This window comes from Flavobacterium notoginsengisoli, assembly GCF_042686225.1.
Taxonomy (GTDB): Bacteria; Bacteroidota; Bacteroidia; order Flavobacteriales; family Flavobacteriaceae; genus Flavobacterium; species Flavobacterium notoginsengisoli.
In genome coordinates, this window is record NZ_JBHUOT010000003.1 from 84,936 (window position 1) to 110,300 (window position 25,365).

18 protein-coding genes are annotated in these 25,365 nt (G+C 34.6%); 9 read left to right on the top strand and 9 right to left on the bottom strand.

Annotation, left to right across the window (positions count from 1 at the left end; genetic code table 11):
• Positions 1–76: 76 nt before the first annotated feature.
• The 5 genes from ACFS3A_RS08385 to ACFS3A_RS08405 all read right to left on the bottom strand — a co-directional run bounded on the left by ACFS3A_RS08385 (position 77) and on the right by ACFS3A_RS08405 (position 7,148).
• A complete protein-coding gene (locus ACFS3A_RS08385; protein WP_379824929.1) occupies positions 77–1,567 on the bottom strand; it encodes a TolC family protein in 1,491 nt (496 codons plus the stop codon).
• 188 nt (positions 1,568–1,755) lie between these two features.
• Complete coding sequence (locus tag ACFS3A_RS08390; RefSeq protein ID WP_379824930.1) at positions 1,756–4,872, bottom strand: efflux RND transporter permease subunit; 3,117 nt, start codon at positions 4,870–4,872, stop codon at positions 1,756–1,758.
• Between the two features lie 51 nt (positions 4,873–4,923).
• On the bottom strand, positions 4,924–6,015 hold the full coding sequence (locus ACFS3A_RS08395; RefSeq protein ID WP_379824931.1) for an efflux RND transporter periplasmic adaptor subunit: 1,092 nt from the start codon (positions 6,013–6,015) through the stop codon (positions 4,924–4,926).
• Positions 6,016–6,245: 230 nt separating this feature from the next.
• Positions 6,246–6,605 (bottom strand): hypothetical protein, encoded by a 360-nt coding sequence (locus ACFS3A_RS08400; RefSeq protein ID WP_379824933.1) that lies wholly within the window; start codon positions 6,603–6,605, stop codon positions 6,246–6,248.
• Between the two features lie 231 nt (positions 6,606–6,836).
• The gene (locus tag ACFS3A_RS08405) at positions 6,837–7,148 is read right to left on the bottom strand and encodes a helix-turn-helix domain-containing protein (protein ID WP_379824934.1); all 312 of its coding nucleotides are present in this window, start codon (positions 7,146–7,148) and stop codon (positions 6,837–6,839) included.
• A gap of 316 nt (positions 7,149–7,464) precedes the next feature.
• Between ACFS3A_RS08405 and ACFS3A_RS08410 the strand changes: the two genes are divergently transcribed.
• From ACFS3A_RS08410 to ACFS3A_RS08445, 8 genes are all read left to right on the top strand, one after another.
• Complete coding sequence (locus ACFS3A_RS08410; protein WP_379824936.1) at positions 7,465–7,758, top strand: T9SS type A sorting domain-containing protein; 294 nt, start codon at positions 7,465–7,467, stop codon at positions 7,756–7,758.
• Between the two features lie 5 nt (positions 7,759–7,763).
• Entirely contained in the window at positions 7,764–11,594 is a 3,831-nt protein-coding gene (locus ACFS3A_RS08415; RefSeq protein ID WP_379824937.1) for an FG-GAP-like repeat-containing protein, read from the top strand.
• A gap of 122 nt (positions 11,595–11,716) precedes the next feature.
• Complete coding sequence (locus ACFS3A_RS08420; RefSeq protein ID WP_449267443.1) at positions 11,717–14,620, top strand: RHS repeat-associated core domain-containing protein; 2,904 nt, start codon at positions 11,717–11,719, stop codon at positions 14,618–14,620.
• Between the two features lies 1 nt (position 14,621).
• Complete coding sequence (locus ACFS3A_RS08425) at positions 14,622–15,197, top strand: hypothetical protein (protein WP_379824938.1); 576 nt, start codon at positions 14,622–14,624, stop codon at positions 15,195–15,197.
• A 226-nt stretch (positions 15,198–15,423) separates the two neighbouring features.
• On the top strand, positions 15,424–16,149 hold the full coding sequence (locus tag ACFS3A_RS08430) for a hypothetical protein (protein WP_379824939.1): 726 nt from the start codon (positions 15,424–15,426) through the stop codon (positions 16,147–16,149).
• A gap of 246 nt (positions 16,150–16,395) precedes the next feature.
• Positions 16,396–16,755, top strand: a complete 360-nt coding sequence (locus tag ACFS3A_RS08435; RefSeq protein WP_379824940.1) for a nuclear transport factor 2 family protein — start codon at positions 16,396–16,398, stop codon at positions 16,753–16,755.
• A gap of 43 nt (positions 16,756–16,798) precedes the next feature.
• Entirely contained in the window at positions 16,799–17,026 is a 228-nt protein-coding gene (locus ACFS3A_RS08440; RefSeq protein WP_379824941.1) for a hypothetical protein, read from the top strand.
• A gap of 77 nt (positions 17,027–17,103) precedes the next feature.
• Positions 17,104–18,141, top strand: a complete 1,038-nt coding sequence (locus tag ACFS3A_RS08445; protein WP_379824942.1) for a succinylglutamate desuccinylase/aspartoacylase family protein — start codon at positions 17,104–17,106, stop codon at positions 18,139–18,141.
• A 3-nt stretch (positions 18,142–18,144) separates the two neighbouring features.
• On the opposite strand, the gene ACFS3A_RS08450 is transcribed toward ACFS3A_RS08445, so the two are convergent.
• Positions 18,145–19,872 (bottom strand): hypothetical protein, encoded by a 1,728-nt coding sequence (locus tag ACFS3A_RS08450; protein WP_379824944.1) that lies wholly within the window; start codon positions 19,870–19,872, stop codon positions 18,145–18,147.
• Positions 19,873–20,193: 321 nt separating this feature from the next.
• On the opposite strand from ACFS3A_RS08450, the gene ACFS3A_RS08455 reads away from it, so the two are divergent.
• Positions 20,194–21,600, top strand: a complete 1,407-nt coding sequence (locus tag ACFS3A_RS08455) for a hypothetical protein (RefSeq protein ID WP_379824945.1) — start codon at positions 20,194–20,196, stop codon at positions 21,598–21,600.
• 78 nt (positions 21,601–21,678) lie between these two features.
• Here the strand turns inward: ACFS3A_RS08455 and pgl are convergent, their stop codons facing one another.
• From pgl to gndA, 3 genes are read right to left on the bottom strand one after another with little or no spacing between them, the layout of a single operon-like run.
• On the bottom strand, positions 21,679–22,395 hold the full coding sequence (gene pgl / locus ACFS3A_RS08460; RefSeq protein ID WP_379824946.1) for a 6-phosphogluconolactonase: 717 nt from the start codon (positions 22,393–22,395) through the stop codon (positions 21,679–21,681).
• Complete coding sequence (zwf, locus tag ACFS3A_RS08465; protein WP_379824947.1) at positions 22,376–23,917, bottom strand: glucose-6-phosphate dehydrogenase; 1,542 nt, start codon at positions 23,915–23,917, stop codon at positions 22,376–22,378. Before zwf ends, pgl begins: the two co-directional genes overlap by 20 nt.
• Positions 23,918–23,947: 30 nt before the next feature.
• Positions 23,948–25,357: an NADP-dependent phosphogluconate dehydrogenase gene (gene gndA, locus ACFS3A_RS08470; RefSeq protein WP_379824948.1), complete on the bottom strand. Its 1,410-nt coding sequence runs from the start codon at positions 25,355–25,357 to the stop codon at positions 23,948–23,950.
• Between the last annotated feature and the right edge of the window lie 8 nt (positions 25,358–25,365).

A 25,365-nucleotide genomic window follows, 5' to 3' on the forward strand; every position in this document is an offset into this window, starting at 1 on the left:
CGAAACAAATGGGATATAAAAATTGTTTTCCTGATGAGCTAAAAAAGAGAGACAATTTTTTGACCAATATATAAACCTAATTAATTCCGCCGCCTAAAGCTTTATATAACAAAACCTGAGAGTTTGCATTTTTAAGCTGAATATCTACAAAATCAAGCTCTGCCTGCAATTTGTTTTTCTGTGCATTAATAATTTCCAGATAATTGGCATAACCACTTAAATACAAATCGTTTGAAACATTAACGGCAATTTCTAAATGATCAATTTCTTTTGTTTTGTATTTTAAAACATCTTCAAAAGCTTCATTTCTATGCAATAAAGCGCTTAATTCATTGAAAGCCGTTGTAACTGTATTTTGATATTGAAGAAAAGAAATTTCCTGTCTTCTGTTAGAAACATAAAATTCCTGTTTAATCTGACCTTTATTAAAAACAGGTGCGGTTAAACCACCTAATATTTGCCAGGCAAAAGATCCGGCATCAAAAAGTGTATTGAAAGAAAACGAATTGAAGCCTGCATAGCCACCCAGATTTACAGTTGGAAAAAAGGCAGCACGAGCCGATTTTGCATCGGCATTACTGGCTAATAATTCGAAATAAGCTTCAGAAACATCCGGTCTTTTGTGAATGATAGAATCGACACTGATTTTTTGATTTAAAACTTCTAAATGTCCTGCTAAGAAATCGGAGCTTCTTTCGATTTTACCTCCGTATTCGCCTAAAAGTGTCAATAAAGCTTTTTCAGTCTGGTCAATACTTAATTTGAGTTCCGAAGCTTCAGCATGAATATTATTGTTTTGCGCATTAAATTGTTGTACGGCCAATTCTGTTGCTTTTCCAACCGATCTTTGTGCCGAAACAATATCCAATGCTCTTTCCTGTGTCTTAAGATTTTTGTCGTAAATCGCTGCTTGTTTGTCTAAAGCAACGAGTTTGAAATACAAATCGGCTACATCACCTAACAAGCGGGTTTGTAGCAAACGCATTCCTTGCTGTGAAGCAAAATAACGTTGTTGAGCCGCTTTTTTACGGTTGCTCAGTTTACCCCAGATATCGGCTTCCCAAGAAACTTTTCCACCTAAAAAAAGGTTAGGCGTTACATCTTCGTTGATTCTTTGTTTATCGGTAATATTCTGCGAAAAGTTGGTATCGTAGTTACCAACTCCATCCATTGTATATTTTCCGTAATGTGTTCCGGAAGCATCTGCAACTAAATCTAAAGAAGGAAGTAAGGCCAGTTTTGCCACTTTTAAATGTGAATTGGCTATCAGAATCCTTTCCTGCATGATTAAATAATCAGGATTTTGAGCAATCGCTTTTTTTAATAACTGCTCTAATTTTGGATCTTTAAAAAAGGTTTCCGTTTTTAGCGGAATAAAATTCTCGTCTGAAGCTTCCTTTCTTTGTACATCAAAATTTTCAGGAAGTTTTGCGGCGTCTAGTTTCGTACTGACTTTTGGTGCAGAACAAGCTGTCAAAAGTAAAACTCCGGTTATTAAGACGGCACTTTTGGTTGTCCTTAGAAACTGCACATCAGCATTTTTATATTGATTTAATATCTCTTTCATTGTTTAGTTTTATTTGTTCAATCTTTTGTCTAAAGTTTTATTTTAACACATAGAAACATAGATTTTTCTTTTCAAAAGAGAGTTGAAAGAAACTAGTTTCTAACACATAGCTATGTGTGTTTATGCTAGTGAAACTCCTTTTTTGCACTTTTTTATTCTATGATTCTATGTGTTTAAAAAATGACACATTAAGATTTACTCATTCTTTTTTCCAATTTTGCAAACAGTATGTAAAGTCCCGGAATAATTAAAAGACCAAATACAGTTCCAATTAACATTCCACCTGCAGCCGCTGTTCCAATCGAACGGTTACCAATTGCACCCGCACCGGAAGCGATACACAACGGAATTAATCCTGAAATAAAAGCAAAAGAAGTCATTAAAATAGGTCGGAAACGGAGTCTGGCACCTTCAATCGCCGCTTCGACAATATCGCGTCCGAGTTTATTCTGTGCCATAGCAAATTCTACAATCAGAATAGCATTTTTGGCGAGCAGACCAATCAGCATGACGAGTGCCACCTGAGCATAGATATTATTGTCTAATCCAACCATTAAAAGAGCAAGATAAGAACCGAAAACACCAACAGGAAGACTTAGTAATACAGGAAACGGAAGCAATAAACTTTCGTACTGCGCCGCTAATAATAAATACACAAACAGGATACACAAAGCAAAAATGTAGATGGTTTGGTTTCCTGATAAAATCTCTTCACGTGTCATACCAGACCATTCCAATTCGAAACGGCTTGGAAGTTTTTCCGCAGCAATTTTTTCAACAGCGGCAATGGCATCTCCGGAGCTGTAACCTTCAGCAGGTTCACCGTTAATCATAGCCGACATGTACATGTTGTAACGCGTTAAAACTTCTGGCCCGTAAACTCTTTCTAATTTGATAAAAGTTGAAAACGGAACCATTTCGCCTGCATCATTTTTCAAATACATATCCAAAATACTTTCCGGATTTTGACGGAACTGCGGACTCGCCTGAACCATTACTTTATACATTTGAGAAAAACGGATAAAATTGGTTGCATAAAAAGAACCTAACATGGTTTGTAAAGTACTCATGGCATTGTCAACCGAAATTCCTTTTTTAGCAGCTAAATCATAATCAATATGAACTAAATACTGTGGGAAAGTGGCATCAAAACTGGAGAATGAGTTCTGAATTTCCGGTGAGGCATTTAATTCTTTAATAAAGTCTTTTGTTACTTTATCGGTGTTGGTAATGCTTCCTCCGGATTTATCTAATAATCTTAGTTCGAAACCACTTGTATTACCAAAACCAGGAACCGTTGGCGGAGCAAAAATCTCGATTTGAGCATCGTTGATATTTTTTGTTTTTTCTGTTAATTCCGCCATAAATTCGGTTACAGAAATATCACGTTCGCTCCAGTCTTTTAAGTTAATCATTCCCATTCCGTAGGAAGCTCCTGCAATTTCTGTTACAATGCTATATCCGGCAAGAGTGGTTACGTTGTCAACACCCTTAATTCCTTTTGCGATTTTAGTTACTTCATCCAGTGCTTTTTCAGTACGTTCTACGGTTGCTCCCTGTGGGGTTGTAACACTAACGTAAACCATTCCCTGATCTTCAGTAGGGATAAATCCTGATGCTAAAAATCGGGTTGTTCCCCACGTCAATATGCAGAATAACACTAATAAACCAACCGTAACGGTGTTGCGATCAGCAAATTTTACCAGTACTTTGATGTATTTGGAAGTAATATTATCAAACCAATGATTGAATCTGATGAAGAATCTGTCCAATAACGATTTTTTCTCTTTATTTGGATCGTGCGCTTTCAGCATAATAGCACAAAGGGCAGGAGTAAGTGTTAGCGCGTTAATACCCGAAATTACGATACTTATTGCCATTGTCAGAGAGAATTGTCTATAGAAAACTCCGACCGGACCACTTAGAAAAGCAACAGGAATAAATACAGCAGCCATTACAATGGTGATTGCAATAACGGCTCCGGTAATTTCTTTCATGGCGCTGATTGTAGCGTCCATTGGCGACATATGTTCTTCGGAAATTTTGACGTGAACGGCTTCGACGACGACAATGGCGTTATCCACTACAATTCCGATAGAAAGAACTAAAGCAAAAAGCGTCAATAGGTTGATAGAGAATCCCATCATAGACATAAAAGTAAACGAACCAATAAGCGCTACAGGAACTGCCAATACAGGAATCAAAGTCGATCTCCAGTCCTGAAGGAAAAGGAAAACTACAAAAGCCACCAAAATAAAGGCTTCAACCAAAGTTCTTAAAACCTCGTGAATAGAAGCGTCAAGGAAACGCGAAACGTCATAAGCAATATTAAATTCCATTCCCGGAGGAAAAGAAGATACTTTCAACTCAGCCATTTTTTCTTTTACGCTGGCAATTACTTCAGAAGCGTTAGAACCCGGACGCTGTTTTAGCATGATGGATGCCGAAGGTTTTCCGTCGGTTTTAGAAACCATTCCGTAACTCATCGCTCCAAATTCAATTTTCGAAATATCTTTTAATCTTAAGATTGTTCCGTCTGAATTGGCTCGTAACGGAATTTCTTCGTATTGACCTGGTTCAAAGAATTTTCCACCATATTTAATTACATATTGCAACTGATTGTCCATTTGCCCTGAACCTTCACCCACTTTACCAGGCGCGGCAGAAATATTTTGTTTTTGAAGTGAATTAATAACTTCATTTGCAGATATATTATACGAAAGCATCTTTTCCGGATCCAGCCAGACACGCATCGAATATTCTTTCTGTCCCATAATTTCGGCACGTCCGACACCATCAATACGTTTTAATTCCTGCAGGATATTAATATCGGTAAAGTTGAAGATAAACTGCTCATCCTGCGTTTTGTCTGTACTTGTAATGTTTAAGTACATCAACATACTGTTAACCTCTTTTTCGGTCGTAACTCCGGCACGAATTACTTCTTCGGGAAGTTCGTCCAGGATTGTAGTTACACGGTTCTGAACGTTTACGGCCGCTAAATCTGGATCGGTTCCTACTTCGAAGAAAACCTGAATTAAAGTTAAACCATCATTTGATGTTACGGTTGACATGTAGGTCATCCCCGGTACACCATTTATGGCTCTTTCTAAAGGTAGTGCCACGGCATTGGCAGAAACCTCTGCGTTGGCACCTGTATATTTTGCTGTAACAGTTACAGACGGCGGTACAATGTCTGGGAATTGGGTTATGGGAAGCTGGAACAACGCCAGTAATCCCAAAAGTACTATCATAACCGAGATGATTAATGACAATATTTTTCTTTTGATAAATAACTCTATCATTGGATTTTTTTTAGATAAATAATTTAAATAACTGTTTTACAACTCGATAAACTACATTTGTTTAATGTTGATTTTATCTCCGTCTCTTAATGACTGCGTGCCTTCCTGAACGATAAGGTCATCGCTTTTTAGTCCATCGTTTAAGATATAGACATCATCAAGAGTACTTCCAATTGTAACATTGGTCATTTTAACTACTCCATCTTTTTTTACCAGAAATACATATTGTTTGTCCTGAATAGAAAAAACTGCTTTCTGCGGAATCAACATGGCATTTTTCTTTGGTTCTGAAATAATCAGTTTACCTGAGGTTCCGTGTTTGATAAATCCTTGTGGATTGTGAAATTTTGCTTTGTATTGAATAGAACCGGTTTGTCTGTCGATTTCTCCGTCGGCAGTTCTCAGTTCTCCTTTTTGATCGTAAACCATTCCATTTGGCAAAACGAGTTTAATATCACCTTGTGTATGAAGGCTTTTATCTTCCATCATCTGGAAATAGGTATTCTCAGGAATTGAAAAATAAGCATATACATCATCCAGTTGCGAAACGGTTGTCAACAGCGAACCATTTTCTACCAGACTTCCTTCTTTAAACGGAATTCGGTCAATTGTACCGTCAAAAGGTGCGCGGATTGTGGTAAAACTAATCTGCTGATCGATAGCCTTTTTTTCTGCCGCTGCATGAGCCAATTTTGCAGAAGCAGCTTCATGTTTCGCTTTAGATAATTCTAATTCTTTGTCGGCAATTACTTTTTTATTAAAAAGCGTTTGTGCCTGTTCTAATTCTACGGTTGCAATTCTTAAATCGGCTTTTGCACTTTTAAAAACGGCCTCGGCTTTTAAGAGTTGTATCTGAAGTTCTACATCGCTTATTTTAAATAAGATTTGTCCTTTTTTTACTTTTTGTCCTTCGCTTACATAAACTTTGTCCAGTAAACCAGGGATTCTAACGTGAATTTCTACATTGTTTTTAGCATGTACATCGGCTACAAATTTGCTTGAAACAATAGTATCTTTTAAAGTGACTTTGTAAACGGGAAGTGTTTTAATAGTATCTGAATTCTTTTTTGCTTTATCTCCACACGAGACTAAAACGAACAAAGCCAGGGTGTATAAAAGAAAGTGATTTTTATAAGTGCTCATCATTAGGTTTTAAATTTTTGAATAAATAGATGTTCTCCCTTATACTTAAAATACAGGGAGTATGAATTTGGAATTTGTTTCCGATAATAACCGGAATAAAAAATAATAGGTGTATTCGGAATCTTTTCTTTAGAAAAGTACCGTTTTAGAAATGTTTTTATAGCAATGACAGCTCAATTACAGTAGTAAATGAGTTAAACAGAAATATAAAAACGACGAAAATGTGAAGCCTAGAACAACTGATACAAATGAAGATAAGTATGTCTTTGAACCTGGTATATCTTAGCTATACCATAGATTAAGCTTTTTTTGTAAAGCCTGAAGTTGATTAAATTACTAAAATAGGGGGCTTTGATTGTACTTTGTTCTAAAGTAGTCGCTCTTCCTTTAATCTTCTTTTTTACGATGCAATGAAGATCAATCGTTTTGGAAGTAGAAAAATCTGATGAAAAACTAAGTACGTCATCTGCTGCAACACTGTCGAGTGTAATACACGGATTAAGTTCTATAGGTAGCGTATACGTTTCGGTGCCTCTAAAAAAAGAAAGCAGCGACAGTAAAACGATATATAGGAACTTACCAGGTTTCATTTACAGTAAAATGGATTATAATTGTGACTAAAAACAAATAGTATAGTTGTTGATAGTGCGCCAAATATAGTAATTTGAAAAGCAAGGATTCTTAAAATTTTCTAAAAACGTTTTAAAATTAAAGGTTTGATAATAATCGAAGTTGATTTTTAGGGTTTTAATTTTTAAAGAGGTTTAAAATTTGACTTTGTAAATTGAGATTTGATGTTTCATTAAAAATTAAAGCCAGTTTTATTTAGTATCGTTTAATTTTTTCTTGTATTCGTTTGATATTCTGCTTAATTCATCCAGAATTTTTTCAGTTGAAATGTCAATATTAAAGTTTTCCAGAATTTTTGCCGGATCCTGCTTCTCCTGAAAATAAACAAAATCTTTATTAAAAAAAGCACAGACTTTCCCCATTAAATGAAAATCGATTTTTTTGGCTTTTCCATTTTCAATTTTTGACAATTCGCTTTGTGAAATGTCTAACGCTACAGCCAATTGGTCTTGTGTTAAATTTCTTGACTCTCTTAATTTTTTGATTTTGAATCCGATATCCATAATGAACATGTTTTAAAAGGCGATTAGTTAAAAACGAATATATAATATTTTGTTTTAATTAACAATATTAAACTTATATAAATATGTTTGTTTGGTGAAAAAATCTTTCATTTCAAAATAAAAATGTGAGAATAAATACTAAAAAATAACAGTTTTAATTATGAAAAAGATAGTCTTAATATTATTGTTTTTGCCTTTTTGTCTTAAGGCACAAAGCAAAGTTTTGTTCACATATGATACTGCAGGTAATCAAATTGTAAGACAACTTTGTATTAATTGTTTAACTGGAAAACAAAGTATTTCCAAAGAGGAAATAATGGCATTAAGAGAAGAGGAAAAAGAAAAGTTTTCACCCGAAGAAAATTTTTCCTTTTATCCAAATCCAGTGCAAGAAGAACTTTATTTGTTTTGGACTCCAACAACTTCGGACACCCCTAATTCTATTCAGGTTTATTCCATCAGCGGACAATTACTTTATACTACAACCGCTATTTTAAACAATACCAGCTATCAGATAATTCCTTTCAGTAATTATTCTTCAGGTGTTTATCTGGTGCATATCAATTACCCTTTAAAATCTTCAAAATCTATTAAAATAATTAAAAAGTAAATTTTATGAAGCAATATTATTCTTATCTGTTTTTATTGATTTTTAATATAGTATTGGGTCAGAATTTTACTGACACCAAAGGAGAATTACAAATTTCAAACGGAGGTACAGCAATTTATAATTTACCAATTGCTATACCTCCATCAATTCAAAATGTTGCTCCTGTTATAAATTTGACATACAGCAGTGGAGTGAGAGGAGGCATAGCAGGACAGGGCTGGAGTATCAACAGTATTTCTGCAATTTCAAGAATAGCAACACGTGTTGATATTGATGGGTTTGTAGATGGTGTCGATTTTGATTCTAACGATAAGTTAGCACTTGACGGACAACGTTTACTTTTAAAAACAGGAGTATACTGGGCAAACGGGTCAACTTATGAAACGGAATTTAAAAGTAATTTAAGAATTGAACTTAAAATTGAAAATGGCTTTCTGTTTTTTGTTGTTACTGCCCCTGATGGCTCCCGTACATGGTATGCCAGCAGAGGGGCAGGAACTTACGAAAATGCAGTTTCGGTAAATGCCTGGTATATTGTTCATTTTGAAGATGCAAATGGAAATGAAATTAACTATAATTACAGTAATGTAACTTATAATGGCACTAATCAGCTTTACATTAAAACAATAGATTTTAGCGGAAATTCATCAGCAGGAATCGCTTTTCAAAATCAAATAGAGTTTAACTATAAAGGAAGTAGTAGGATAGAAAGAGATTTTATTAAAGGTTCTGCTATTTATGCTACACAAATTCTTGATAATGTAATGGTTCGCACCAACGGCAATCTTTTCAGGAAATACCAGTTGCAACATCAGACCGATTCAAGTTTAGGTTATCAGCGAATAAGTAGTATTCAGGAAATCAATGGTTCAGGTGAATTATCAAATCCGGTTACCTTTACATATAACAATACAGCAGAAACTTTAACCAGAATTGAAAAAGAGTACACTAGTACATTAGCTTTTGATAAGGCCAATATAGCAGGAGATTTTGATGGAGATGGGAGATTGGACTTTGTTGCGGACAAAAAAATTTATACAAACTTGTTTACAGGTAACACAGGCAACACAGGTATAAATTTTCCAACAATTAGACCTGCTCTGATATTTCCGGCAACAATAAGGCAAAACTATAAAATAAACCAATTTCAGTCCATAATAGAGCCAGTTGCAACCACTTCACAAATTCAGTTTGTAGCTTATAATATTGTTGACAGTAATTTAAATTTTACTGGTTTAACTTCTTCTGTTGTGCAAACAATTAATTATAATAACACTATATACATTGATCCTTCCTATATGGATGAAGATGAGAGTTATGTTCCTCCTGTAGCTGCTCCCAAAGATACAAGAACGAATGAGTATTTATCAGGAGATTTTGATGGAGATGGTATTTCAGAAGTATTGATATTGTCCAAAGATGAACGATATGTTTGGGAGCAATATATTAATTCAAGCGGTTATTCTGAGGGATACTATTGGAAACTTTATTCAAATACTAACAGTGATTATAGAAGAGAGGCAAGGCTGGCTTATCTCTCTACAGGTGCTTCAACGGTGTTGCAGGGAGATGCAGCCTATATCTGTATAAATGGAAAACGATACATTGCTGATATGAACGGTGATGGAAAATCGGATATCATAAATATAAATCAGCACGGACAGTATTCTATTGTTGAAATAAATAAGCTTCCAACCGGTGGAACAGAAGTTAATAGAATTGGCTATGGAACTCTTTCTAATTATTCCCATACAAAGCAAATTCTTTTTGGCGACTTTAATGGTGATGGGAAAACAGATATTATGCTGCCAACCTCAGAAGGAGGTGAAGGTCAAACCGAATGGAATATTTATTATGCGAATCCAAAACCAAATGGTGGGGATTTTTTCTTTAAAGAGACATTAAATATTATAGAATACAGACCAGACACAGGTTCCGATTATAATACTCAAAGACATTGGAGCAATTATTATGCAATTGACATCAATGGAGATGGTAAATCTGATTTGGTAAGGGTTTGGCGCAAATATTTTAAAGCAAGCTGGACTATTAACAATCATGATACCCAGTGGAGAGTTACCGGCTTTACAAATAATATTGGTAAAGCAGGTGCATCAGGTTTTCCATTAACTTATGATTCTGGAACGTATGAATCAGGTTCTCCTGATATTCCTATCCCAATCGTTTCAAATTATAAGTATGATGGAGGCAACAGTGAACTGGTTGTCGTTCGCGGCCATTATAATAAAATTGAATATTATCAGTTTGGTAAAAACGTGGATACTGATAATCGATTAAAATCTGTATCGGAAGCTGGTGGTAATATTATACAGACTATTGACTATTTACCAATGGCGGCATCAAATGGTGCAGTGAGTAATAATCCGGCAGATTTTTATTCTGCGTCATCATATGGTTCATATTATCCTTTTATAGCCTTAATAAAAAATGAAAACAGTTATTTGGTTTCCCGTTTGACTGCTACTACAAACGGAGTGTCAAAATACCAGGATTTTAAATATAGAAACTTTGTTTCGAATTTTTATTATGGAGCCATTGGATTTGAACAAACGGCTCGTAGCAGCTGGTATTTAAGTTCGTCTGATACTAAAATCTGGTCTGTCAATACTTATGGTTATGGTGGTAGGGGATATATCACTTCAACTTTTACACATAATGACAGTAACAATATTTTTAATTTTTCTCCGGCTAGTGGTAGTGTGATTTCCGAGAAATCATACAACTTCAGTGATTATAGTGATGGATATGTTGTTAACTATCGCTTAGACGATGTATATTCTATTGATAAAATTTCCGGGGTTGATATTTACGAAAATTACTTATATGACCCTGACAATTATGGATTGGCTGAAACCAAAACAGTTGAATCGTATCTAAATAATACCCTACAGAGTAAAACAATCACAAACACTTCTTATGATAATAATCCTAATGGAACGGGAACGAATTATTATATTGGACGTCCTAATGAAATCAGTACATCCACAACTTATGGTGGTGAAATGCGAACTTCTGAAGAAAAATTGTTCTACACAAATGGAAATGTAACACATACTGAGAAAAAAGGAAATAATACCTATGCTGTTGTAGAGGATATGACTTATGATGCAGTTGGCAATTTGTTAACCAAGACTATTAGTGCTCCAAATGCTCCAGTCGTTCCAACACCCAGAACGATTACTGACGAATATGATACCTCGAAAAGGTTTGTAATCAAAAAGACCGATCATCAAGGATATGTTTCATATTTAAACTATAATGCCTTAGGGCAGGTAACTTACAGTAAAAACCACTTAAATGTTATCAGTACTACTGGTTATGACAATTGGGGGAAATTAATAAGTGTGTCGACGGAAAATACTTCGGCTACACCAATTACTTCAAATATTGTTTATTCAAAATTATCTAATGGAGGTTATACTGTCACATCTACAAATAATCTGGGTGAAAAAACAATAACGGAATATGATGTTTTGGGTAGAAAAGTGGTAAACTCAGTTCAGGGATTTGCGACAAACAGTTTATTGTCAACCAAAATCGTTTACGATGCTTTAGGCAGAAAAAAACAGGAAAGTGAACCATACGCCACTTCTCCGACTTTATGGACAACTTATCAATATGATTATTTAAACCGTCCCGTTTCCATTACATCACCTACAGGAAAGATACAAAGTTTTACCTATTCTGGAGTTACTACAACTTCTGATGATGATGGTAAAAGTACTACTGTTACTGTAGATGCTGTTGGTAATAAGGTGCAGACTACTGATGAAGGGGGACAGTTAGTTTCACTTATTTTGCTAATGGAAGTCTGAAAGAATCTAATTTTGAAGGTCATAAAATAACCAATACAATTGATGGTTGGGGGAATAAGACTTCAACAACAGATCCTAATGCAGGAACTTATACCTACTCGTACGATGCTTTTGGGCAAATGTTGCAGCAAACAACACCTAAAGGTACGACAACATACACATATGATAACACAGGAAGATTATTAGAGAAAAAAGAATTAGGTGATTATACTAATAGTACACTAACTTATTCTTATGATATGGCTACAAATTTAGTTACGTCAACCACTTTTGTGAATGCTCAGGAAAATAATACAACCACTACTAATACTTTTTCTTATGATAACTACCATCGATTAACCACTAAAACAGAATCTAATTCGTATGCTACCTTTGTTAGTTCCTGCTCTTATGATAATCTTGGAAGATTGGATACCGAGACGAAAAGTGCTAGTGCAGGAGGTAAAAGCAGTGCTCGTACTACCCGTAACACCTACCAAAATGGTTATCATTGGCAAATTATCGACGTATCAACCGCACAAATACTTTGGCAGGCCAATTCATTCAATGAAAGAGGACAGTTACTTACTGCCAGTTTAGGAAACGGAATAGGTATATCTAACAGTTATGATCAATATGGTTACGTAACTCATAATAGATTTGATAAAACGGGGTCTTCTCCAATAAACATCCTGACTTTAACAAATGATTTTGAGCCTAAACGTGGTAATTTAAACAGTCGTTCCAATTCATTATATGGATGGAGCGAAACGTTTTCTTATGATAATTTAGATCGCTTGATTAGCAATAGTATAACCGATTCATTCCTGAAAAATAGTTTTGATACGACCGATACAGAAGGTTATGTTTCTGTTGGAGGTTCAACAGTTAGTTCATCAGGAGGTACTTTGTCTGTAGTGGGTGCAGCCCAGGATTCAGGTGTAAAGAAAGAACTGATAACGGGTGCCAGAACAGGAAATCAAGTTTTCTTAAATTTAAGTATCGTTAGAGCTGTTGGTGCAGATATATTAAATGTTTATATAGAAGAGGTAAACCAGACAACGGGAGCAGCGACCAAATATTTAAAGACAACAAATGCTGCAAGTGGCACGATTAATATTTCGCATACAGTAGTTCAAAACGGAATGGTTAATTTAAAAATTGAAAAAACGACCAATTCTGCAATGAATGTCTTTTTACTTGACAATGTAACGGCTACCAAAAAGTATACAGTAGCACAACAGTATGACAATAAAGGACGTATTACCGCAAACCAAACAGGAACTTATCAATATGGTGACACCAACAAAAAATACCAAAACACGGCAATTACCATTCAAGATGATTATTTAGCATATTACACGAATAGATTTAACCAAAATATTCAATACAATGCCTTTAAAGCACCTTATGAAATAGAAGAAACGGGTATCGATAAAATTCATTTTGCATACAATCAGGATAATAATCGTTCGATGATGTTTTATGGTAGTCTGGATACAAACATACACTTGCGCCCTTTGCGCAAATATTATTCGGCAGATGGTTCTATGGAAGTAAAACAAAACCTCACAACCGGTGCTGTAGAATTTATTACTTATATTGGTGGAGATGGATATACTGCTCCTGTCATACTAAAAAGCGATGGTAACACACAGAATTTTTTATATTTACATCGTGATTATCAGGGCAGTATTTTAGCGATTACCGATAATAACGGGACAGTTCTCGAAAAACGTTTGTTTGATGCCTGGGGATTGGCATTAAAAGTACAAAATGGAAGTGGTCAGGCTATAGCGCAAGGTTCATGGCTTTTGGATAGAGGCTATACAGGTCACGAGCACTTACAAAGTGTTGGATTAATAAATATGAACGGAAGGATTTACGATCCTTTACTGCATCGTTTCTTACAGCCGGACAATTTTGTACAGCAACCCGATAATACCCAAAATTACAACCGTTATGCATACGTTCTTAATAACCCTTTAAAATACACAGATCCGACTGGAGAAGCTTATGAATTAGGGATTGCAGTTGGTATTGGAGTTGCTATAGCAGCATTAACTTACACTCTTACCGCCGTACTTGCTGATGTTCCTTTTACACTGGGAGGACTTGCAAAAGCTACTTTTATAGGGGCCGCCAGCTCTGCCGTAACTTTTGGTATTGGTAGTGCAGTTGGAACCATTGGTAACTTTTATGTAAGGACGGCTGTTGGAGCCTTGGCACATGGCACTTTCCAAGGTAGTATGACTGCGATTTCAGGAGGCAAGTTTTGGAGTGGCTTTGCTGCTGGAGCTTTGAGTAGTATTGCAGCTAGTGCATGGAGTGGTGGAGGAGAAAACAGTAATTATCATGGAGCTGGCAGATTTGCGAATTCAGATGTAGGGATGATTGCTTTTGGTACTGTTTCCGGTGGTGTTGGTGCACAACTTACAGGCGGTAATTTCTGGCAGGGAGCGGTTACAGGTCTTGTTGTTAGTGGGCTGAATCATTTTATGCATAAAATTAGAGGAAATAATAAGTTAACAAAAAAATATGAAAGAGAAATTAGGAGTTTAAAAGGTAAACCGATAGCTGGACAAGAAGCAATTGATGTTATTATGGGATTAGATACTTTTAGTACTATTGCTAGTAATTCAGGAAACCCAGATGTTAATTTTGTTGATACAGTATCAGGATTAAGTGAAGGAGGTACAGGTACATATGGTGATACTGCTTTATATACTACGCCAGCAAATGTTCGAGGTGAAAATTATACTGGTTCTAACGGGGGATTCATAAATGTTTATAAAGCCGCTTTTTCTTCTTGGAAAGCATTAGGTAATAGTATTATTCACGAATTAGGTCATGCATATAGTAGATACTCTGGAGGTTTTGCAATTAGATATGAACAGATGGGACGTAATTGGGGCAAAGCTATTGCAATAGATGAGGTTTATGCATATTCTTTTGCCAGACAATTTGGAGTATCATTTTATCAGCCAGGAAGTACTCTCTTTACAAGTGGATTACAAAGTGCATTAAATAAACTTAACATAAATTAATATGCAAAAATTAAGACTTATATTTTTTTATACTCTTTTATTGGTTTCATCTTGTAAGCAAAACAGTGAATTAGTTATTGAAGATTATCAAATTATGACTCGAAATTTTAACTTTCAGAATGAGTCAGTCAACCTATTTAAGCAAAATGTTATAACAAAAAAAACAAATGATTTTATGTTATTTGTTTATAAAACACAAAAGAAAAATGATTCTTTAAAAATTTGGAAAAATAATAAAATGTATTATCTGGGTGTACTTTTAAAAGAAATAGATTCTAAAGTTCTAAAAATAAACAATTCAAATTTTGAGATTGGTAAATATTATTATGAGAATGAAAAAGATTATAGAACTGATTGTTACTTATTTATTAATAAGGAAAAAGGATTAATATTCATTGAGTCACTACATTCTGGTACAATGACAGAATTTGATATTTTGAAATTTAACAGTATACAAAAAGCGATTGCATTAAAACGGCTTGGTTTTAAAGATGGAAAGTTTGAGTTAAAGTTTGCTAAAATGAATTACCCTTCGCTCCCGCAAGAATCCTTTCGTGTGGAGCAAACAGTTCATTGATAAAGAATATAAAAAAGAAGAAATCAGCTTGGGGTTCTAAATCAAGGGCAATAACTGAAACAAGAGCCTATGAAATGATGTACTACTTGGACAATAATGTTTTTAGCAATGGTGATCATTCACATTACTATAATTTATACAAGGGAATGGCAAATCAATCGGGATTTAATAATTTTAGTATACGAAGTTATCCTATGTTTTTTAATAATATCCAAAGATAAATAGAATGAAAAAAGGTATTCTGATCATAATATTTCTTAGTATGCTAGTGTCTTGTCAAGAAAGTAAGCTAGAACTTAAATTAATAAACAAAGAAATTCTTAGTAAAGGATTTTCTATTGATACAATAAATGCTTTTTACGATCATTGTAAGTTTAATAACGAAAATGAAAAGTATCTTTTTACTAATGTTGTAAAATTTCAATTATCAAATAATACAGATAAGAAATATCTCCTTTACATTAAAGATCTAAAATTGTCTGATATCTATAATTTTGAGATACTAATTGAAGACGAAAAAGGTAATTTGCTTCAAAAAAATCGGCCATTAATTGACCCTTCATATACTTGTAAATTGGGTAGCTTGATTGAGCAGAATTTTTATGAACAACATGAAAAAGAGTTTTTGTTGCGAAAAAACGGTTATAATATAAAAAACGAAAATTTGAATTTTCATAATCAAGAGATGATTATTTCTCCTAAAGAAAGTTACATTTTTCATGTGTCTTTACCTCTTCCATTTATGGTTGAGGATAAAGATGAAAATATAAGAAGACCGGTTTACTTTAAATTAAATCCTAAAAAAAAATATACATTTCGTTTGAAGTACAAGTTAAAAGATGATATAGAGAAAATTATACCCAAAGATATTATGTCTAATTATAAGGAGAATAATATTGAGATTTTTAAAGGAGAAATTGAAACTCAAAAAATACCAATTATTTTTAAATAAGATGCAGAAAAATCAATCGCTCAGATATGTAGACAACGATAGCGCGGAAATTTTTTCCGTGCCCATAAAGTGTATCTACAAAGTGAGAGAAAAAATTGTGAGAATAAATAAGATTTGATAATTGGAACGGGCATGGATTGGAAATACGCGCTATTAGGTTTTTAGGGTTTTAATTTTTAAAGGCTATTTATTTTGACAAGAAATATTTCTACTTTAGTTCAATAGAAAAACGTAAAGAATAAAATCATGTTAAATCAGCATAAAGAAGTAATTAGGAAGGCATATAATGCTTTTAATGAGCGAAATATCGATCATTGTTTGTCTACTATGCAGGAAGACGTTCAATGGTCGAAAGCCTGGGAAGGCGGTTATATTAGCGGTCATGAAGAAATCAGACAATACTGGACCAGACAATGGGCTGAAATTAATCCAAAAGTTGAACCTGTTGGTTTTGTAGAAAGAGACAACGGAAGTCTGGAAGTTCTGGTACAGCAAAATGTAAAAGATCTTCAAGGAAGTTTAATCTTTGACGGATTGGTAAAACATGTTTATACTTTTGAAGATGGTTTGATAAAGACAATGAATATTGAGTTGGTAGAGAATTAGCTGTAAGAGAATTATTATTTTGAATATGTTTAACGAATATTTGATGACACAAATAATCATAATATCACTATTTATGATGGCTATCGGCGCTTTTATTTATATCAGAAAATATAAAGAGAGTGGAAAGCCTAAAGTTGGAGTAAAGAGAAACAATCTTTCCGAATATTATAATGATTACAGTAATATTAAGTTGTATTGGAGTTCTATCGGTTTATTTTTCTTTGGTCTGATTAATTTAATTGTCATTTTGATATTAGAACTGATTTTTTAGCTAATACCGTATCTTTGCGTTTACAAAAATAAATTGAACAGGAAAGATTCAGTCTTCCTGTCACAAAAGAATAAAACGTGAATAACTTAAAACTTTTTGCAATACCATTACTACTGATTATACCCATAATTGGTTTCAGTCAAAATCTGGACAAAATACTAAAAGAAAATACTGGTAAACGAACCGATACATTAATTCATTTTAAAACTGATCCACCTTACAATTATATTCCGTTAACTATTATTTCAGGGAAGGAAAAAGGTCCGGTTTTTACCATAATTGCAGGAATACACGGTTACGAATATCCTCCAATAACAGCCGTTCAGGAGTTAATTAAAGAAATAGATCCTCAAAAACTAAAAGGAACTTTAGTTGTGATTCCAATTGCGAATATAGCTTCATTTTATAAAAGAACTCCATTTGTAAATCCGCTTGACGGAAAAAATCTAAATAATGCTTTTCCGGGTTCTGAATCTGGAAGTATTACGGAGCAGATTGCCAATTATATAACAAAACAGATTATTCCGTTTTCAGATGTTTTTCTGGATATTCATGCAGGCGATGCCAATGAGGACTTGTTACCCTTTGTTTGTTATTACAACAACACTTCAGAAGAAAAGAAAACACTTTTGAGCAGTAAACTTTCGGAGATTTCGGGAATCAATCATATTGTTTCGTATCCTTACACTATTGCCAAAACAGAGCCAGCAAAATATGCTTTTAAACAGGCTTCTCAGGACGGAAAAACAGCTTTAAGTATCGAAGCAGGAAAACTGGGAAATGTTCAGGTAAAATCGGTTAATTTAATAAAAAATACCGTTTACAATATGCTTAGTTATATGGAGATTTATTCAAGAGATAAAACTCCTGTAAAAAATCCTTCAGCTGTTTATTTAAATAATCAGGAATATGTAAAATCAGATTATAACGGAATTTTCCACAGCAGTCTAAAAAGCGGCGATTACATTAAAAAAGGCGATAAAATCGGATTTATTTCAGATGAATTTGGTCAGCTATTAACAGAAATTAAAGCACCGGCAACTGGCGTTATTTTGTATAAAATTGGAACACCACCTGTGAATAAGGGAGAAACGGTTTTTTGTATTGGTTTTTAAATTTCATTCCACAATACTTGAAGAAGATATAATCATAATATCAGCAAATCTCCAGGAATTATCAAATGCCGTTTTAATTTTGAAAGCCTCTTTTTCTTTTTTCTGAAGTGTTAAAGTATTATAAAGTCCGATTAAGGCAAAGCCGTTTTTAGGGAGCGTTTTCAAATCTTGTAGATAGACTTTTTCTGCTTCGTTATATTTACCCGTTTTCAGTAACACCGTGCCCAAATAGTGTCTAACAGAGAAAAACCAGTCAGGAGGTTCGTTATAATTTAGATGATCTTCGATTTCTACAGCTTTATTTAAAAAAACAATTGATTGATTAAAATTGTTCTTTTTGGCTTCAATTCCGGCCGAAAGAACATTAGATGCAATCTGAACAAGGTCATAAGTGGTATTGATATTCCAAATAGTAATCTCTTTTAAAGCTTTATATTCCGCCAATTTATTGAGTGAAGCCAGTTGTTTTTCGGCATTGCTTAAATCATTTTTCCCAAGATATGCCATTCCTTTAGCATAATGCCAGATTGCTTTTGGATAAATCAAATCATCTTCAGGTTTCGGAAGTGCCATAATCTTGTCCCACATAGAGAATTTTACCGCTATGTAATACGGAATACTATAATAATGCTGTAAAGTTCCCCATCCGGCTTCACGCATAATTTTGGGCGATATATGTTGCTGCATCTTAAGTGCCGATTCCCAGGCTAATTTTGAGTTCCCTTCTAAAGCTGCAGTTGCCGTTAAAAAATGATAATTGTGAGGATAATAGGCGAGAGGATAAGCACCCTGTGCATGACAGGCAGTTGTGTACAAACTATCAATTCTGATCGCTTCAATGTTGGAAAGCGAGCCTTCATGATAATCTCCTGTACGAATGTAAATATGAGAAGGCATGTGAATTAAATGACCCGACCCAGGAACCAAAGTTTCCAGTAATTTAGCACTTTGCATTGCTTTTTCAGGATGAGCAGAAGCTTCTAGAGCATGCACTAAATAGTGATGTGCTCCGGGATGTTTCGGATTCTTCCGGATCAATTCGTTTAAAACGCGGAGTATTTCCGGAGTCCATTTTTTTGGTATTTCAGTATCTTTTTCATACAAATCCCACGGATGTAAATTCATTAATGATTCGGCATAAAGTGTCCCAATATCAGGATCTGAGGAGAATTTTAAATAAACCTTTTTCATCGCTTCGGAATAAGCAATGTCAAGTGGTTTTCTGTCGCTAGGAGGTTTAGCTGCGTATCGTACCATTAACGCCTCTATCATTGCTTTTTCTTTCGGTGAACAATTAGCAGAAAGTTTTTTAGCTTTTTGAACCGCATCATAAGCGCGTTGGAAATTATCTTCTTCCATTCCGGCATTGTAATTCGGGCCTAAAACATAAGCAAAACCCCAATATGCCATGGCACAATTAGGATCTAAACGTGTAGCTTCATAAAAAGATCTGGCTGCTTCGGCATGGTTAAAGCCATATGCAAGCATTAAACCCTGATTGAAATATTCCTGCACTTCCGGATTATTGGTAGAGATTTTAAACATCACACCATCCCAACCTTTAAATTTTGGTGCTTTTTTGTTTTGTGTGTACCAGTCTTTATCATTCGTTTGAGGTACAAAACAGCTTTTTACAGCATTTACTTTATCAACTGATTTGGGTTCAGCGGTTTTATCTTTACAACAAGTCAAAAGAAAAAAAACAGCCATTAGGGAGTAATTATATTTCATTGCAAAATGGATTTGAAATTATATAATCAGTATAAAAGCCTTGAAGAACAAAATGAAGGTGTGTAATCTAAGAAATTGAATAGGAGTATATTAAAAACAAAATTAAGTAAAAAAGGAATAGGTTTTTGTAAGTATTTGTTTATCAGTTGTGTATGTTGGATTTTGGTTTGAACTGTCTGTTTTTTAATTTACCTAAAATGGTATTATTTTATGAGACAAACAGCATTGTTAAAATTAATTTTTTGTAGGAAAAAATAAATATATTTGAAAATCAATTACAGGTATTTATTTATAACTCAAAAACCACTAAACCAAAAACAAATGAAGAAAATCCTACTATTATTACTTGCCATTACTGCTTTTAGTTGTTCAACCGACGATCCAAAACCGGAAGAGATTGTTGAAAAAGCTTATACCGGAAATATAGTACTCAAATCTCAAATTGAAGTGGATGCTTTTGTCGGACAAAAATATACAGAGATCAAAGGATATTTAACTATTGGAAATACTCAATCTCAAAGTAATGAGATTACTAATATATCCGGATTAAAAAATATTCGGTCTGTCAGATCCTTATTAATAATAAATAACTCAGCTCTAAATAGTCTTGATGGATTAACCGGACTGACAGAGATTACTGACGGTAATTTAGAAATTACGGATAATGCCAAAATCCAAAATTTAAAGGGACTGGATAATTTGCAGGAAATTAAAGGAAGCGTGTATATTTCGGGAAATGATGCTTTGCAAAACTTATCGAGTTTGAATAAACTAAGTGTAATGACCGGTATTTTAAGTATAACAGAGAACAAAGGACTACAGGCTTTAAAAGGATTAGGTGCTTTAAAAGAAATTGGAGCAGGTATAAATGTTTCTGATAACGAAAAATTAGTTTCATTAGAAGGTTTAGAAAGTTTAAAAAAAGTAGTGTTCAGTTTGAATATTAAAAGAAATAACATTCTGGAAACAATTAAAGGATTAAGTGGTTTAGAAACCATTAGCCAAAATGTTGAAATAACTGATAATCCAATTCTGAAAGATTTAAACGGACTGGAAAAACTTTCGTCTATTGGACAAGAGGTATTGATCGCAAGAAATACTCAGCTAAAAAATGTTGATGGGCTAAAAGGTTTAAAAACAATCGGAGGTTCACTTTATTTGAGATTAAATCCTGCTTTGATGAATCTGGATGGTCTTATTAGCCTGACTTCAATAGAAAAAGGATTAGAGATTACCAATAATTCAGAAGGATCACTCACAAGTATCAGTGGTTTAAAAAATCTAAAGTCAAATAATTTGACAATCAGGATTGCGGGTACTGCAATTACTAGTTTAACAGGTTTAAATGGTATTACAAGTGCCAATTCTATAAATATCAACAACAATAAAAATTTAAAAGATTTAACTGGTTTAGAAAATCTGACTACTGTAACACTTTCATTATCTATTCTTAATAATCCAATCGAAAACCTGCAGGGACTTAGTAAACTTGCCAGTATCGATGGAAATTTTTCTCTTTCTGAAACTACCAAAATTACTAATCTTGATGCCCTTCAAAATTTGACGTCTGTTAAAGGAAGTATTAATATATATAATAATACAATGCTTACGAGCTTTTGCGGTTTAAAAGCCTTGTTAATAAAGGGATTGCAATATAGTTTTAAAGCAGAAGGTAATGCTTATAATCCAAGTCTTCAGGATGTAATTACCGATAAATGCAGTAAATAAAATATTCTTATAATAAGAAAAAAGGTTATTCTCCTGAAAATAGAGAATAACCTTTTTTTATAAGATATTGTAAACTTTTTAGTTTGTTCCGGCAGCCACTTTATCCACCAAAAACAACAATTCACCCGAAACAGGTTTAATCAGTTGCATTGGATATAAAGTCGGATTGTATTCTCCTGTTGTAACTTCTTTCAAAGCGTTAATTTTCTTTTCTCCAAAAGCTACGACTACAATTTTTTCAGCTTTATTGATTAACGGAGCCGTAAGCGTAATACGATACATTTTCTGAGGTGCTAAATAGTAAGCATCAACCCATTTGGTTTGTTCTTCTAAAACTGCCTCGCCCGGGAAAAGAGAAGCCGTATGTCCGTCGTCTCCCATTCCTAGTAAAATCAGGTCAAATTTACCTTCTTCGCCTAAAACAGTTCTGATTGACTTTTCGTATTCAGCTGCATAATCTTCAGGAGTAACACCGTCTTTATACATTTCAAAAATGTTTTCCTGCGGAATAGGAACGTGGCTTAATAAGGTTGAATAAGACATTTTAGCATTGCTCAAATCATCGTTAAGCGGAACCCAGCGTTCGTCTCCCCAAAAGATAAAAACTTTGCTCCAGTCGATTTTATTTTTGTAAGCATTAGAAGCTAATAATTTGTAGATTCCTGCCGGAGAAGAACCTCCTGTAAGAACTGCTGTGAATTTACCTTTTACTGCAATGGCTTTTTGAGCCGATTCTATAAAAAGATCTGCTGCTTTAGTATTAATTTCGTCTGTATTATTGTATATCTGTACCATTTAAAACTTCTTCTTCTTTTTTAACGTTTTGTGTGTTTGGAATCCATTTGTGTCCCTGACGAGCCAATAATTCATCGGCTTCTTCCGGTCCCCAGCTTCCCGCTTTGTAATTTGGGAAATTGGTTGGTGCAGTTGTTTTCCATACCTGCTGAATAGTATCAATTGCATCCCAGGCTTCTTCTACCTGATCCCAACGCATAAATAGGGTAGGATCGCCTAACAAAGCATCTGCCAGTAAGGTTTCATAAGCTTCCGGTGACATAGTTGAACAGGCAAAATAATCAAAAACCATTTCGGCTGGTCTTAAAGACATCGATAAACCAGGTTTTTTGGTCATGAACTGCAATTTAATGTCCATTGCCGGCTGAATATTGATAATCAAACGGTTTGGAGTCATTCCTTCTTTTCCGTAAGAAAATGCAGAATGCGGAACCGGTTTGAACTGGATAATAATAGAAGATTGTTTTTCTTCCATTCTTTTTCCGGAACGCAAGTAAAACGGAATTCCCTGCCATCTCCAGTTGTCCAGATAAATTTTCATCGCAACATAGGTTTCGGTATTAGAATCCGGTGCAATTCCTTTATCCTGACGGTAACCCGGAACTGGTTTTCCGTTAATTTCTCCTGTATCGTATTGACCTCTTACAATATAATGATCTACTTCCTCAGGTTTGATTCGGCGAATTGATTTTAAAACATCTGCTTTACGATTTCTAATGTCGTCTGCTGCTAATGAAGCAGGAGCTTCCATAGCTGTCATACATAAAATCTGAAACAAATGGTTCTGAATCATATCTTTTAAAGCACCGACACCTTCATAGAATCCGCCTCGTTCTTCAACGCCGACTTCTTCTGCTACAGTAATCTGAACAAAATCAATAAAATTACGACTCCATAAAGGTTCAAACATTGAATTTCCAAAACGGAAAGCCAAAATATTCTGAACCGTTTCTTTTCCTAAATAATGATCGATTCTATAAATCTGCTCTTCTTTGAAAGTCTGCGAAAGCATTTCATTCAATTCAATTGCAGAAGTTTTATCGTAACCAAATGGTTTTTCAATAATAATACGGTCTTGTTTTGCATTCGCTGCAAGGCCGATTTTTTTGATATTGCTCGAAATAGTGGAGATAAAAGAAGGCGTAATCGAAAGATAGAAAAGACGATTGGCACGTTCGCCAAAAGCCAGATCAAAATTGTTGATTTTTTCGTTTAAGCCAATATATGATTCTTCTTTGTCAATATCAAGACTGTGATACGTGATGTGTGAAAGAAATTTTTCTGTTTCTTTATCCGAAAGCCCTTTTTTTCTGGAAAAAGTATTTAGATTTTCTAAAACATAACTGCGGAATTCTTCGTCGCTTTTTTGAGCTCTACCAAGCGCAATAATCTGAAACTTCTCAGACATACGGTCGTCGAGGTACAGATTTTGAAAAGCCGGAAAGAGCTTTCTTTTGGCTAAGTCTCCGGTTCCTCCAAAAATTACAATAATCGTTGGATTCATTTTTTTATTTTTAGTCATTGTGTGTGTGGTTGTGTTGTTTTAGTTTTGTTATTCAGCCCATTGGGTGTGGAAAACACCTTCTGTGTCGATACGTTCGTAGGTATGCGCTCCGAAGAAATCACGTTGTGCCTGAATTAAGTTTGTTGGCAGATTGGCAGATCTGTACGCATCAAAATAAGCCAGCGAATTCATTAATCCCGAAGCAGGAATTCCTTTTTGAACAGCAAACTGAATTACAGCACGCATTCCAGCTTGATTTTGGGTTAGTTTTGAAGCAATTCCAGAATCTAAAAGCAAGTTTGGTAAATCTGATTTTGCTACATATGCCTTTCTGAAATCTTCTAAAATTGTTGCACGAATGATGCATCCGCCACGCCAGATTTTAGCAACAGTTTCCAGATTTAATCCATAGTTGTATTCTTTAGAAGCCGTGTGAAGCTGAGCTAATCCCTGTGCATATGTAACTACAATAGAAAAGTATAAAGCCGATTTTAAAGCTGCAATCGCTTCGTTTGTGTTTACATCAACAGGATTAGAGTCCCAAACTAATTTTTGAGCAGCTTCAATTCTTTCCGGTTTGGTTTTAGACATATCGCGCATGTTAACCGCAGCATCGATAGTTGGAACCGGAACTTGCAAATCCATTGCGTTTTGCGAAGTCCATTTTCCTGTTCCTTTTGATTTTGCCCAATCCGAAATTTTATTGATTAAAAGACTTCCGTCTGTATCTTCTTGTTTTAGGATTTTTCCAGTAATTTCAATCAGGTATGATCTTAAATCGTCGGTCTGATTCCATTCTTCAAAAGTTTTCTGAATCGTAGTATCATCCAAATTATAACCTCTTTTCATTAAGTCATAAATTTCAGAAATCAACTGCATAATTCCGTATTCGATTCCGTTATGAACCATTTTTACATAGTTTCCGGCAGAACCGTTTCCAAGATATTCTACGCAAGGTTCACCTTCCACTTTTGCCGCAATTGCTTCAAAAATTGGACGTAATCTTTCGTATGCTTTTTGATCGCCTCCCGGCATCATAGCAGGACCGAAACGAGCTCCTTTTTCACCGCCTGAAATACCCATTCCGAAGAAGTGAATTCCTTTTTCAGACAATTCTAAAAATCTTCTGTCTGTATCTTTAAAAAAAGTGTTTCCACCGTCGATTATAATGTCTCCTTTGTCTAAGTGAGGCAGTAAGCTTGCAATAGCGCTGTCAACTGGTTTTCCCGCAGGAACCAATAACATAATTGCTCTTGGCTGTTGAATTAGACTTACAAAATGTTTTACATCTGTTGTCGCTTCAATAGTGTGATTAGCGTCGGCTTCTTGTTGAAGAGAGTTGACTTTTTCTGTGTCTAAGTCTAAACCTGCAGCCGCAAAGTTATGGCTGGCGATATTTAAAAGTAAGTTACGGCCCATTACACCCAGACCTACAATTCCAAAATCAAATTTGCTCATAGTTTTCA

Coding starts and splice junctions, on each gene's coding strand:
- ACFS3A_RS08385 (WP_379824929.1), bottom strand. CDS start 1,567: ATGAAAGAGATATTAAATCAATATAAAAATGCTGATGTGCAGTTTCTA.
- ACFS3A_RS08390 (WP_379824930.1), bottom strand. CDS start 4,872: ATGATAGAGTTATTTATCAAAAGAAAAATATTGTCATTAATCATCTCG.
- ACFS3A_RS08395 (WP_379824931.1), bottom strand. CDS start 6,015: ATGAGCACTTATAAAAATCACTTTCTTTTATACACCCTGGCTTTGTTC.
- ACFS3A_RS08400 (WP_379824933.1), bottom strand. CDS start 6,605: ATGAAACCTGGTAAGTTCCTATATATCGTTTTACTGTCGCTGCTTTCT.
- ACFS3A_RS08405 (WP_379824934.1), bottom strand. CDS start 7,148: ATGGATATCGGATTCAAAATCAAAAAATTAAGAGAGTCAAGAAATTTA.
- ACFS3A_RS08410 (WP_379824936.1), top strand. CDS start 7,465: ATGGCATTAAGAGAAGAGGAAAAAGAAAAGTTTTCACCCGAAGAAAAT.
- ACFS3A_RS08415 (WP_379824937.1), top strand. CDS start 7,764: ATGAAGCAATATTATTCTTATCTGTTTTTATTGATTTTTAATATAGTA.
- ACFS3A_RS08425 (WP_379824938.1), top strand. CDS start 14,622: ATGCAAAAATTAAGACTTATATTTTTTTATACTCTTTTATTGGTTTCA.
- ACFS3A_RS08430 (WP_379824939.1), top strand. CDS start 15,424: ATGAAAAAAGGTATTCTGATCATAATATTTCTTAGTATGCTAGTGTCT.
- ACFS3A_RS08435 (WP_379824940.1), top strand. CDS start 16,396: ATGTTAAATCAGCATAAAGAAGTAATTAGGAAGGCATATAATGCTTTT.
- ACFS3A_RS08440 (WP_379824941.1), top strand. CDS start 16,799: ATGACACAAATAATCATAATATCACTATTTATGATGGCTATCGGCGCT.
- ACFS3A_RS08450 (WP_379824944.1), bottom strand. CDS start 19,872: ATGAAATATAATTACTCCCTAATGGCTGTTTTTTTTCTTTTGACTTGT.
- ACFS3A_RS08455 (WP_379824945.1), top strand. CDS start 20,194: ATGAAGAAAATCCTACTATTATTACTTGCCATTACTGCTTTTAGTTGT.
- pgl (WP_379824946.1), bottom strand. CDS start 22,395: ATGGTACAGATATACAATAATACAGACGAAATTAATACTAAAGCAGCA.
- zwf (WP_379824947.1), bottom strand. CDS start 23,917: ATGACTAAAAATAAAAAAATGAATCCAACGATTATTGTAATTTTTGGA.
- gndA (WP_379824948.1), bottom strand. CDS start 25,357: ATGAGCAAATTTGATTTTGGAATTGTAGGTCTGGGTGTAATGGGCCGT.